Source organism: Lentzea flava, from assembly GCF_014648475.1.
GTDB lineage: Bacteria > Actinomycetota > Actinomycetes > Mycobacteriales > Pseudonocardiaceae > Lentzea > Lentzea flava.
The window spans coordinates 1-11,873 of sequence record NZ_BMRE01000107.1; the positions used below are offsets into that span (position 1 = coordinate 1).

The 11,873-nt window shown below is 69.7% G+C and carries 9 protein-coding genes; 7 read left to right on the forward strand and 2 right to left on the reverse strand.

Going from position 1 to position 11,873, the window contains the following annotated elements; all coding sequences use genetic code 11:
• Positions 1-924: 924 nt before the first annotated feature.
• On the reverse strand, positions 925-1,713 hold the full coding sequence (locus IEZ09_RS45070; protein ID WP_189260002.1) for a M23 family metallopeptidase: 789 nt from the start codon (positions 1,711-1,713) through the stop codon (positions 925-927).
• Between the two features lie 208 nt (positions 1,714-1,921).
• On the reverse strand, positions 1,922-2,878 hold the full coding sequence (locus IEZ09_RS45075; protein ID WP_189260003.1) for an esterase/lipase family protein: 957 nt from the start codon (positions 2,876-2,878) through the stop codon (positions 1,922-1,924).
• Between the two features lie 159 nt (positions 2,879-3,037).
• On the opposite strand from IEZ09_RS45075, the gene IEZ09_RS45080 reads away from it, so the two are divergent.
• From IEZ09_RS45080 to purH, 7 genes are all read left to right on the forward strand, one after another.
• Complete coding sequence (locus IEZ09_RS45080; RefSeq protein ID WP_189260004.1) at positions 3,038-4,717, forward strand: hypothetical protein; 1,680 nt, start codon at positions 3,038-3,040, stop codon at positions 4,715-4,717.
• A 208-nt stretch (positions 4,718-4,925) separates the two neighbouring features.
• On the forward strand, positions 4,926-6,092 hold the full coding sequence (gene sucC / locus IEZ09_RS45085; protein WP_189260005.1) for an ADP-forming succinate--CoA ligase subunit beta: 1,167 nt from the start codon (positions 4,926-4,928) through the stop codon (positions 6,090-6,092).
• A 5-nt stretch (positions 6,093-6,097) separates the two neighbouring features.
• Positions 6,098-6,985, forward strand: coding sequence for a succinate--CoA ligase subunit alpha (sucD, locus tag IEZ09_RS45090; protein WP_189260006.1), 888 nt, complete (start codon positions 6,098-6,100; stop codon positions 6,983-6,985).
• A gap of 194 nt (positions 6,986-7,179) precedes the next feature.
• The gene (locus tag IEZ09_RS45095) at positions 7,180-7,908 is read left to right on the forward strand and encodes a DUF5336 domain-containing protein (protein WP_189260007.1); all 729 of its coding nucleotides are present in this window, start codon (positions 7,180-7,182) and stop codon (positions 7,906-7,908) included.
• 119 nt (positions 7,909-8,027) lie between these two features.
• Positions 8,028-9,539: a cell division protein PerM gene (locus tag IEZ09_RS45100; protein ID WP_229813543.1), complete on the forward strand. Its 1,512-nt coding sequence runs from the start codon at positions 8,028-8,030 to the stop codon at positions 9,537-9,539.
• Positions 9,540-9,594: 55 nt separating this feature from the next.
• Positions 9,595-10,215 carry a phosphoribosylglycinamide formyltransferase gene (gene purN, locus IEZ09_RS45105; RefSeq protein ID WP_268247701.1) on the forward strand — a complete coding sequence of 207 codons (621 nt, stop codon included), beginning with the start codon at positions 9,595-9,597 and terminating at the stop codon, positions 10,213-10,215.
• Complete coding sequence (gene purH / locus IEZ09_RS45110; RefSeq protein ID WP_189260010.1) at positions 10,212-11,783, forward strand: bifunctional phosphoribosylaminoimidazolecarboxamide formyltransferase/IMP cyclohydrolase; 1,572 nt, start codon at positions 10,212-10,214, stop codon at positions 11,781-11,783. The genes purN and purH overlap by 4 nt, the downstream gene beginning before the upstream one ends.
• Positions 11,784-11,873 lie beyond the last annotated feature (90 nt).

An 11,873-nucleotide genomic window follows, 5' to 3' on the forward strand; every position in this document is an offset into this window, starting at 1 on the left:
CGCTGGTGGGTCTTTGATCAGATTGGCGGGGTCTGGGGCGGAGCCCCAGAAAGCAGCCGCCGGATCAGGACCCAACGCAACCACCTACGGACACCCAACAGGAACCCGCCAACGCACCAGGGGGACGACCCACGAAACCGGCGCGCCCGAGCCCCTGACCAGCACATCCACCCCAAGAACAGAAATTTCACAGAAAGTCTGAAAACCGGCGCAACGACCAGCCACCTCGTACGTCTATGTGGGTGTCGCAAGCAGCACAGCCGAGGAACGTTCGGGGCGGTCCAAGGCACGGGGAGCAGCCTGCCGACAAGGGGAGCGAAGTGACGGCGGGGGCCTAACTTCGCGGCGAGATGTGGCCGGACCGAACGGGAGAGCGGTCCGGCCACACACATCGGCCCAGCTCAACCCAGCAGCAAGAGCCTCAGCAACGCCGCAGCTCAAAAATTGTCAGACCCAGAGAGCATCATCAACCGCGTGAAGACCACCACCCGCGGGAGCGCTCTCAATGGATCACGTACTGGCCCAGCTGCTACACGAACGGGTGTTCGCCACCCTGGCCAAACTGGAGTCCCCGGACACAGCAAGGCTGATAGCGGCCTGGCGCACCCTGCTGACCCAACACGAACCAACGGACACCGGCGCCTGCAAAGCCTGCGGCCCAAGATGGCGCAAACACATGTGCTCAGTCTGGCGAGTGTCAACGACGTACTTCATCCGCCAAGACCGCCGAGCGTCTGACTGACTTGAGCCGCCGACTGACCGCCGCTACAGCCACCCTCGAACGCGACCAGAGCGACACATGAGCCTCCTGAGGCCCCTGAGGCGCCCCACAGCCTCAAAACCGCCCATACCCACCCCAGGGCAGCGCCAACCCAAGAACCCCGCGTCAGAAAGCTACTGAGCCGTAGTTCAGCAATCGCCGAATCAGACGGTCACACCGCGAGCGTTCAACCAAGTGAGGGGGTTGATCTTCTGCCCACCGGGGTTCCACACCTCGAAGTGCAGGTGGGGCCCGGTGGAAAACCCGCGGTTGCCCATGTGGGCGATCATCTGACCGGCCTTGACCTGCTGGCCCTCACGCACGATGAAGTCGTTGACGTGCCCGTAGACGGTGATGGTGCCGTCCTCGTGCTGCACGCGGACCCAGAGTCCGAACCCGGAAGCAGGCCCGGCCTCGATCACGACGCCGTCGGCGGCGGAGAGGATCGGGGTGCCGATGGGGCCGGCGATGTCGATGCCGAGGTGCATGGTGCCCCAGCGGCCGCCGTAGCCGGAGGTGAACTCGCCGGCGGCGGGGCGGACGAACTTCGGGCGCTTCTTCTCGGCTTCGATGGCCTCGCGCTGTGCCGTCATCTGCTGGCTGCGCAGCATCTTCGCGGCTTCGGCTGAGCCTTCGGAGGTGGTCTTGGAGACCGCGAGGATCTGGGGGGCCGAGGCGGTGTCGCCGCCCTGGCCGGTGAACGATGCCGCGCCGTCGGTGTGGTTGGCGAGCTGGACGTCCTTGCTGTCGTCCGCGGCGGCCTGCAGGGTCTGGCCCGCGCCTGCTGCGGCGAAAGCGCCTACTGCGACGGCGGCGACGACGATGCGTCCGCGGAGCGCCGACGGTGGCGGGGGGAGCCGGTGGGAGCTGACCGTGCGCGTGGAGGCGCGGTCGACCGCCTCTTCGAGCGCAGCACTGCGTTCATGGCCGCCGGGGGAGCGGTGGTGACTCAAAGCTTGCCCTTCCGCCTTCGGGGAGCCTGATCGGTGGACGGCCGGGCGGGGGATTCCCGGTGAGCCAGGATTCGGGGTTCTGACTCGGTGTCCTTCTGTGATCAGACCGTGACAACGGACCGGGGGACAGTAACGGCGGGGAGCCTCGGAGGGCAAACCCCAGTTCGTTATGTCGCCCGAAGAGGCGGCAACCAGGAGGTTTCAACTGTCAACTGTGACCGTCGGTCACTTCGGGCGGGCGACACGCCTCGCCGCCAGCGGCGATGGGGTGACCCGCCGAGTCGTCCGATCGGGTGATGGCCGTCACAACTACGTGAAGCGTCCTCGTGTCAACCGGGAGAGAAAGGTGACCTGAATCACGTATCTGGTGCTCCTCGACGAGCAATGAGGAGTGCTCCAGCCGGGCGTTGCGCTGCGGGACGATGATCTGATCCATCTCCGACCACACCACGACGAAGCGCGTGCGGCACGGGCGGCAGGGCTCGGCGAGTTCGGCGAGGAGCTCGGAGCCGGGGCGCAGCTGCTTGGTCAGCGAGGTCGGCATGAGATAGGCGAGAAGGGTGCCGCTGTGCGGCGTTCCGAGGGTCACGAGAGTGCGAACGCGTGCGTCGCCGTGCAGCCGTTGCACGTAGTACCTGGCGATGAGACCGCCGAGCGAATGGCCGACGACGTGCACCTGGTCGGCACCGGTCTGCTCGCAGATCCGCTCGATGTGCGCTCCGAGCAGGGCGGCCGAGCGGCGGACATCCCCCGTCAACGCCGTCAGCACGCTGTAGTTGATGGCGTGCACCACCCCGAAGCCCCGCCTTCGCAGTGCCCCCGACAGCACCGCGAAGGCGGAGCGGTTGTCCCCGATGCCGTGCACCAACACGATCGGGGTGCCCGCCGCGTCCATCGCCGAAACCACCAGGCCGCGCTGGCGCGGGGGCAGGACGTCGGTCCTGTACTGCCGGAAGTGGCCGTCGGGGCGCAGTTGCTCGGTGATGGCGCCCCACGGGTAGAGCACTGCGTGAGCGGTCAGCCAGGCCGCCTCCATCGCCACGCCGCGCATGCCGCCGGGGGTGGCCATGGCGCGCAACGCGACCTTGACCTCTTCGGCCACGTCCCGTGCGGTGTGCACGCCCCACCCGGCACGATCGAGGACAGCGTCAGTCAGACGCGTCATCCACGACCGGCTGTTATCGCTCACATGAGCGACGGTAAGTGATGGAGTCACTGACTAGCAGTACCCGGCGGACGTTTTCCACATGCGAACGAATTTCGTCTCAGTTGGTCGCGTGCTGTGACACGAAACCGAACGCCGGTCTTGCTAGGTTCGCCCGCGATGACTCGAACCGAGCTCGAGAACCAGACCCCGGCAGCCTCCCGGTTGCGCATCTCGTGGGCGCTCGCCGCGGCAGGCGGTCTCCTCCTCGGCGTCGGCCCGCTGCTCGGCGTGGTCGACGGCGCGGAGCCCGCCTACACGTCGTGGCCGCTCCTCGCCCTTCTCGCACTTCTCCCGCCGGTCGTCGCGGGGGTGCTGCTGATGCGCGGCAGGCCGTTCGTGGCGGCGGGACTGATCGCCGCGGTGGGCGTGTTCGCCTTCGGGCGGCTGCTGAGCGACCTCCAGATCGCGTTCGACCCGATGGCCGTGGCGCGGCCGGAGCTGTTCCGGCCCACGACGCTGATCGCGGTCACGCCCTCGGCGGGGTTGTGGGTGCTCATCGCAGGGCACGTGCTGACGATCGCGGGCGGGCTGATGTCCGCCGGTCGCGCCGGCATGCCCGCGGACGAGTCGGAGCCGCCCGGCCTCGTGGCCATGCACGTGATCACCGCTTTCTGGGCCGCTGTCGGGTTGCTGGGCAAGCCGTTCACCTCGACGGACGCGTACCAGCTCGACCGCGGGCCGTGGGAACTGCCGGTGCTCGGGCTGACGGGCGGGCTGCTGCTCGCCCTCGCCGCGCCGCTCGCCACCGCGCTCGCGGCCAGTTCGCCCGACCCGGACACCCGCCAGGGCGGGGTGCTCGGTGTGTCGCTCGCCGTGGCGGGCACCGTGCTGCCGTGGCTGGTGGCGGGCACCGTGGCGACCGGCCTCAGCATCAGCGCGGGCCCGGTGATCGCGTTGATCGCCGCGCTGACGCTGCCCGTCCTTCCCCTGCTGGCCAGGCTCGTGCGGCTGCTGCTCGGCAAGCGCGACGAGACCAAGGACCTGGCGCTGCCGTCCCTGCGGCGGATGCACGTGGCGGCGGGTGTCTTCACCGTTCTCTCCGCGGTCGCGATGCTCGGCGGCGCGCTCCTGCCGCAGCTCGTCCTCACCACGGGCGGGAAAGCGCCCGACCTGGTGTCCGCGAACCTCCTCTGGCCTGCGGGTCTCGCGTTCGGCGTGCTGGGTCTCGCGTTGGTCGTGCCGTCCACCGCCGCGGCGGTGCGCCCGGCGCTGCTCTTCGGCCACCTCGCGATGCAGCTCGCGGCAGCGGGTGCGACCGAGCCGGTGCTGGCCGCGAGCCAGGCGGGCATCGCGCAGCCGGGCGCCGGCTTCTGGCTGATGGTCGCCGAGATCCCGCTCGGCCTGCTGGCGCTGGTCTGCGCGGGTCTCGCCGGAGCCGTCGAACGGGAGAACACCGAGATCGGCAAACGGCAGGAGGTGCCGGTCGCCGAACTGGGTGCGGTGCTGCTGGCCGGGCTCTTCGCGGCGGGCGCCTTCGCGTTGCCGACCGTGCGCGGCGACAACTACACGGCGGCGACGCTGATGCCGGACAGCGATCCGGTCGTCTCGGCGTCCCTGATCTCCTCCCTCGTGGTCCTGATCATCGGCCTGGTCGTCGCGCTGCGATCGAGGCCCGCTCGCGGTGCCGCCGTTCTCGCCGGTGGGGTGCTGCTGATGGGCGTGCGTGCGCTGGAGCTGCCGCTGACGGGAGAGAAGGTCGTGGGCGCGGTCGCGGGTCCCGGCACGTGGCTCGCGCTGGCGTCCGCGGCGGCGTTGCTGGTCGCCGCGGCCTTGATGGGAGCCCGCGCGACCCGGTGAAAGTGGCGTCGCGCACGCGTTCTCCTCTATACGCGCGCGCACGCGTGATCGACCTCACCGCCGTTGAGACAGACCTCACCGACGGTGGCGTGCGAGCAGCAGCCGCAGCTCGATAGTGTCTGGGCCCAGCCGCGTCAAGTGGGTTCGCTTGGCCCCTTGAGGACCACCCAGGCGCGGTGTTCCGACACCGACGTCGCAGGAGACCCGAGTGGACCTGTACGAGTACCAGGCGAAGGACCTCTTCGCCGCCCACGGCGTCCCGGTACTGCCGGGCGATGTGGCCACCAACCCCGCCGACGCCAAGGCCATCGCCGCGAAGTTCGGCCAGGCCGTCGTCGTCAAGGCCCAGGTGAAGACCGGCGGCCGCGGCAAGGCCGGTGGTGTGAAGCTCGCTTCCACCCCCGAGGAGACCGAGGAGAAGGCGACCGCCATCCTCGGCCTGGACATCAAGGGGCACATCGTTCACCGCGTGCTGGTGACGCCCGCCTCCGACATCGCGGAGGAGTACTACTTCTCCTTCCTCCTCGACCGCGCCAACCGCACCTTCCTCGCCATGGCGAGCGTCGAGGGCGGCATGGACATCGAGGAGGTCGCGGCCACCAAGCCCGAGGCCCTCGCGAAGATCCACATCGACGCCATCCAGGGCGTCGACGCGGCCAAGGCGAAGGAGATCGCCGACGCGGCGAACTTCCCGGCCGAGGTCAAGGACCAGGTCATCGACACCATCGTCAAGCTGTGGGAGACCTTCGTCGCGGAGGACGCCACGCTCGTCGAGGTCAACCCGCTGGTCCGCGACCCGCAGGACAAGATCGTCGCGCTCGACGGCAAGGTCACGCTCGACGAGAACGCCTCCTTCCGCCACCCGGCCCACGCCGAGCTGGTCGACAAGGCCGCCGAGAACCCGCTCGAGGCGAAGGCCAAGGAGAAGGGCCTCAACTACGTCAAGCTCGACGGCGAGGTCGGCATCATCGGCAACGGCGCCGGTCTCGTGATGTCCACTCTGGACGTCGTGGCGTACGCCGGTGAGCAGTACGGCGTGAAGCCCGCGAACTTCCTCGACATCGGTGGCGGCGCGTCCGCCGAGGTCATGGCGAACGGCCTGGACGTCATCCTCGGCGACGAGGCCGTGCGTTCGGTGTTCGTCAACGTCTTCGGTGGCATCACCGCGTGCGACGCCGTGGCCAACGGCATCGTCAAGGCGCTGGAAATCCTCGGCGACGAGGCCACCAAGCCGCTCGTCGTCCGCCTCGACGGCAACAACGTGGAGGAGGGCCGCCGCATTCTCGCCGAGGCCAACCACCCGCTGGTGACCGTTGTCGACACGATGGACAACGCGGCCGCCAAGGCCGCCGAGCTCGCGGCTGCGGGGGTCTGAGAACGATGGCTATCTTCCTCAACGAGAACAGCAAGGTCATCGTCCAGGGCATGACCGGTGCCGAGGGCACCAAGCACACCAAGCGCATGCTCGCGTCCGGCACGAACATCGTCGGTGGCGTGAACCCGCGCAAGGCCGGCGAGAAGGTCGACTTCGACGGCAACGTGCTCCCGGTCTTCGGTTCCGTCAAGGAGGCCATGGAGGCCACCGGCGCGAACGTGACCGTGATCTTCGTGCCGCCGGCCTTCGCGAAGGCCGCCGTGATCGAGGCCATCGACGCCGAGATCGAGCTGGCCGTCGTCATCACCGAGGGCATCCCGGTGCACGACACCGCCTACTTCTGGGCGCACGCCGTCGCGACCGGCAACAAGACCCGCATCATCGGCCCGAACTGCCCCGGCATCATCAGCCCCGGCAAGTCGAACGCCGGCATCATCCCCGCGAACATCGCGGGCAGCGGCAAGATCGGCCTGGTGTCGAAGTCCGGCACGCTGACCTACCAGATGATGTACGAGCTGCGGGACTTCGGCTTCTCCACCGCGATCGGCATCGGTGGCGACCCGATCATCGGCACCACGCACATCGACGCCCTCGAGGCCTTCCAGGCCGACGACGAGACCGTCGCGATCGTGATGATCGGTGAGATCGGTGGCGACGCCGAGGAGCGCGCCGCGGCGTACATCAAGGAGAACGTGACCAAGCCGGTCGTCGGCTACGTCGCGGGCTTCACCGCCCCCGAGGGCAAGACCATGGGCCACGCCGGCGCCATCGTCTCCGGCTCGGCGGGCACCGCGCAGGCGAAGAAGGAGGCCCTCGAGGCCGCCGGCGTCAAGGTCGGCAACACGCCGTCCGAGACCGCCGCTCTGATGCGCGAGATCATGCAGGCTCTCTGAGCTTGAGCCGCACGCGGGGACCTTTCGTACGATCTGACAGTACGAAAGGTCCCCGCGTGCGTTCGTGAGCGGAGTAGGTTCGGAGTCCGGCGCTCGTTCGGATGGCGGAACCGGCATGATCCGGTCATCGTCTGAGCAAGAGCATCGGCTAGCGTCGTCCGACGCACCCCCTGGTTGGAGGAGGAGACCTCGTCATGTCCGTGCCTTACGGCGCACCCCAGCAGCAGCCGCCGGGTCCGGCACAGCACCAGGCACCGCACCAGGCCCACGGCGCCCCCGGCGCTCCTGGCGCTCCCGGCGCCAACAACATCAACCTCGGCCTGATCCTCCCGCTGGCAGCGGCGGCTCTCGGCCTCGTCGCCTACCTCGTCGCGTTCGCGGACGACGTGAGCAGCGGCAACGTCACGTACCTGCTGGCCGCGGGCATCCTCGCGGGCCTCTCGGTGCTGCCGAGCATCCCGAAGGGCTTCGTCCCGGTCGCCGCGCTCCTGGCCGCCGTGCAGACGCTGCTGCAGCTGCAGGGCATCATCAAGTCGCCGTCGGTGCAGGGCCTCGACATCGTCCTGCTCATCGTCGCGCTGCTCGAGACCGCGGCCATCGTGCTCGCGTTCCTGCTCGCCGAGGGCATCGTGAAGTTCGAGCCGAAGCCCGCGAACCCGTACGCAGGTCAGCCGGGGCAGCCCGGTGGCTGGAACCCGCAGTCGGGTGCCTTCCCGCAGCAGGGCCAGCACCCGCAGCACGGTGCGCCCCAGCAGCAGGCCCCGCAGCAGCAGCCGTCGTTCGGCCAGCAGCAGTTCGGTCAGCAGCCGCAGCAGCCCCAGCAGCCGGGCCAGCCGCCGCAGCAGACCAGCTTCATGCCGCAGCCGGGTCAGTTCGGCTCGCCGGGCACGCCGCCCGGTGGCTTCGGCGGACCGCAGCAGTAGGGTCCGCACACCGTTCGACCTCAGGGGTGGTGCCGGTCTCTCCGGCACCACCCCTGTCGTATGACCCGGCGTGCCTGCGTCGAACGGCCCAGCCCGCCTGACACAGTGGAGAAGTGCCCGTGCTGCAACGCGATGTGACCCGTGAGGTCGCCACCGTGCGTCCGCCGGAGTTCTCGCGCTCCGAACGTGTGCGCGTGCTCGTCGCGGCCGCGGTCGGGTCGGTGGTCGTCGGGTACGCGGCGGTGGCCGCGGTGCTCGCACTGGTCTCCGCCACGGCCACGTACGCCGACTTCTCCACGGCGGGCGTGCTGAGCGCGGCCGCACCGGCGTGGCTGGCCGCGCACCACGTGCCGTTGCGCTTCGACGCGGGTCAGCTCGGGGTGCTGCCGCTGCTGCCCACCGCGTTGCTGATGCTGCTCATCGGCCGCACGGCCGCGGGCACGGCCGATCGGCTCGGTCTCTACGAACCACTTCAGGCGCGCGGTGTCGTGCTGAGCATTTCCGGCGCGCACGCGGTGGTCGGCGGCACGATCGCGTTGCTCATGGGCGAGGGCGTCGTGCGCGCCACGCCCGCGGTCGCGTTCTTCGGCTGTGCCGCCGTGTCCGGTCTCGCCGCCACGCTCGGCGTCGCCCGCCGCTGCGGCCTGGTCGAGATGGTGTTCGACAAGCTCGACCCGGTGGCGCTGCAGGGCATCCGCGCCGGGTTCATGGCGTTGTTCGCGCTGGTCAGCGTGGGTGCGCTCGCGGTGGCGGCCGGGCTGGCGGCCTCGTGGCCCACGACCAGCGGCCTGTTCGCCGGGGCCGGTCCGTCGCTCGGCGTCGGTCTCGGCGTGTTCCTGCTGTGCCTCGGCTACCTGCCGAACGCGATCATCGCCGGGTTCTCCTACGTCGCGGGTGCCGGGTTCTCGCTCGGCGGGGTCGAGGTCACGCCGATGCGGTTCGTCGGCGGTCCGGTGCCTCCGGTGCCGCTGCTCGCCGCGATGCCGGAGAGCCAGTTCGTGTGGAGCCCGGTCGTGCTGGTGGGGGCCGCGCTGGTCGGCGTGCTGGTCGGCTGGACCTGCCGCAAGATCTCCGACCGGCCCACCTCGCGGTTGCGGGCGGTGCTCGTGGCCGCGATCACGGCGGCTGTCGGCAGCCTGGTCCTCGCCGCGACGGCGGGGGGACGGCTCGCGTCCGGCGCGTTCGACCCCGTGACGGTGCCCGCGGGTCTGCTCGCGTTCCTGGTCGCGTTGTGGGTCCTGGTGCCGGGTGCGCTGGTGGCGTGGCTCGCCGGAGCCCGCGCGAAGCCCGTGGTGGCGGAGGACGACGACGCCGAGTTCGTCGAGCCGGACTTCGACGAGCCGGTCGACGAGGACGTCGTGTTCGAGGACGACGAGCTCACCGAGCAGTTCGAGCAGCTCGAAGTCGTGGATTCCGACGAGTTCGAGGTCGAGGAAGACCTCGAAGACGACGACTACTACGACGAAGACGAGTACGAGGACGACGTCGTCGAAGAAGACGACGAAGACGACGAAGACGTTGCGGACGAAGAGGAAGACCCCCTCGACGACGAGGAAGACCTCGACGCGGAGTTCGACGAGATGCTCGGCATGGATCCCGAGGAGGACCTGGACGGCAAGCCGGAACGGTGACGTCATAGGCTGCCCCTGAGCTGCTGCAACACCGCCGCACGACCAGGAGTAGACGCTGAGCACCGAACTTCGGCTTCCCACACCGGCGCGCGTCGTCGTACTCGTCTCCGGTTCCGGAACCCTCATGCAGGCGTTGCTGGACGCCACCGACCTCCCGATCGAGGTGGTCGCGGTCGGCGCCGACCGCGAGAACATCGAGGGACTCAAGCGCGCCGAACGCGCCGGGGTGCCGCATTTCGTCGTCAAGCTGCGCGACCACGCCGACCGCTCGGCCTGGGACGTCGCGCTGACCGAGGCCGTCGCGTCGTACGAACCCGACCTCGTGGTGTCGGCCGGCTTCATGAAGATCATCGGCCCGGCGTTCCTCGCGCGCTTCGGCGGCCGGATGATCAACACCCACCCCGCGCTGCTCCCCGCGTTCCCCGGCGCCCACGGCGTGCGGGACGCGCTGGACTACGGCGTGCACGTCACCGGATCGACCGTCCACCTGGTCGACGCGGGCGTGGACACCGGGCCGATCCTCGCGCAGGAGGCCGTCGTCGTCGAACCCGGCGACACCGAGGAGACCCTGCACGAACGCATCAAGGTCGTCGAACGCCGGCTGCTCGTCGAGACGGTCGGCAGGCTGGCCCGCGAGGGCTGCACCGTGAACGGACGAAAGGTGAGCATTCCGTGACCACTCCTGCCGAGAGGCGACCGGTCCGCCGGGCCCTGATCGGGGTCTCCGACAAGGCCGGCCTGCTGGAACTGGCCACCGGCCTGCACGCGGCCGGAGTCGAGATCGTGTCCACCGGCGGCACCGCGAAGGTGCTCGCCGACGCGGGCGTCCCCGTGACGCCGGTCGAGCAGGTCACCGGGTTCCCCGAGTGCCTCGACGGCCGCGTCAAGACGCTGCACCCGCGCGTGCACGCCGGTCTGCTCGCGGACCTGCGCAAGGAATCGCACGCGGAGCAGCTGCGTGAGATGGACATCGCGCCGTTCGACCTGCTGGTCGTGAACCTGTACCCGTTCACGCAGACCGTCGCGTCCGGTGCCTCCCCCGACGACTGCGTCGAGCAGATCGACATCGGCGGGCCCGCGATGGTCCGCGCGTCGGCGAAGAACCACGCGAACGTCGCGGTCGTCGTCGACCCGGCGCGCTACGAGTGGGTGCTGGAGAACGTCCGCGAGGGCGGCTTCACCCTGGCGGACAGGCAGAAGCTGGCCGCGGACGCGTTCCGGCACACCGCGACCTACGACGTCGCCGTGGCGTCCTGGATCGGCAACGTGCTGGCTCCCGACGACGAGGGCTCCGGCTTCCCCGGCTGGGTCGGCGCGACGTGGAACCGCTCGAACGTGCTGCGCTACGGCGAGAACCCGCACCAGAGCGCCGCGATCTACACGCAGGGCGACGGCCGCGTGGGTCTCGCGTCGGCGAAGCAGTTGCACGGCAAGGAGATGTCGTACAACAACTACCTCGACGGCGACGCCGCGTGGCGTGCCGCGTGGGACCACGAGCTGCCGTGCGTCGCGATCATCAAGCACGCCAACCCGTGCGGCATCGCGGTGTCCGAGGTGAGCATCGCGGACGCGCACCGCAAGGCGCACGAGTGCGACCCGGTCAGCGCGTTCGGCGGCATCATCGCGGCCAACCGCGAGGTCACCGTGGAGATGGCCGAGTTCGTCTCGGAGATCTTCACCGAGGTCGTCATCGCTCCGTCCTATGCGGACGGTGCGGTGGAGGTGTTGCAGCGCAAGAAGAACGTGCGCATCCTCGTGGCCGAACCGCCGCAGCGCGGTGGTGCGGAGATGCGTCCGGTGTCGGGCGGCCTGCTCCTGCAGCAGCGCGACGCCATCGACGCCTCCGGCGACTCGCCCGCGAACTGGACGCTCGCGTGCGGCAAGCCCGCGGACGAGAAGACGCTGGCGGACCTGGAGTTCGCGTGGCGCGCCATCCGTGCCGTGAAGTCGAACGCGATCCTGCTGGCGGACAACGGCGCCACGGTCGGCATCGGCATGGGTCAGGTCAACCGGGTCGACTCGTCGCACCTGGCCGTGAAGCGCGCGGGTGAGCGGGCCAAGGGCGCGGTCGCGGCCTCGGACGCGTACTTCCCGTTCCCGGACGGCCTCGAGATGCTGCTGGAGGCCGGCGTGCGCGCGGTCGTGCAGCCCGGCGGCTCGGTGCGCGACCCCGAGGTGATCGCGAAGGCCGAGGAGCACGGCGTCACCCTCTACCTCACGGGCACCCGCCACTTCGCTCACTGATCAAACGATGAACGGCGCATTCGTCCACCTCAGCCCGGATCCACCGATGAGTTAGTGGTTCGGTCCGTGTCATAGACACGCAGATGCCCT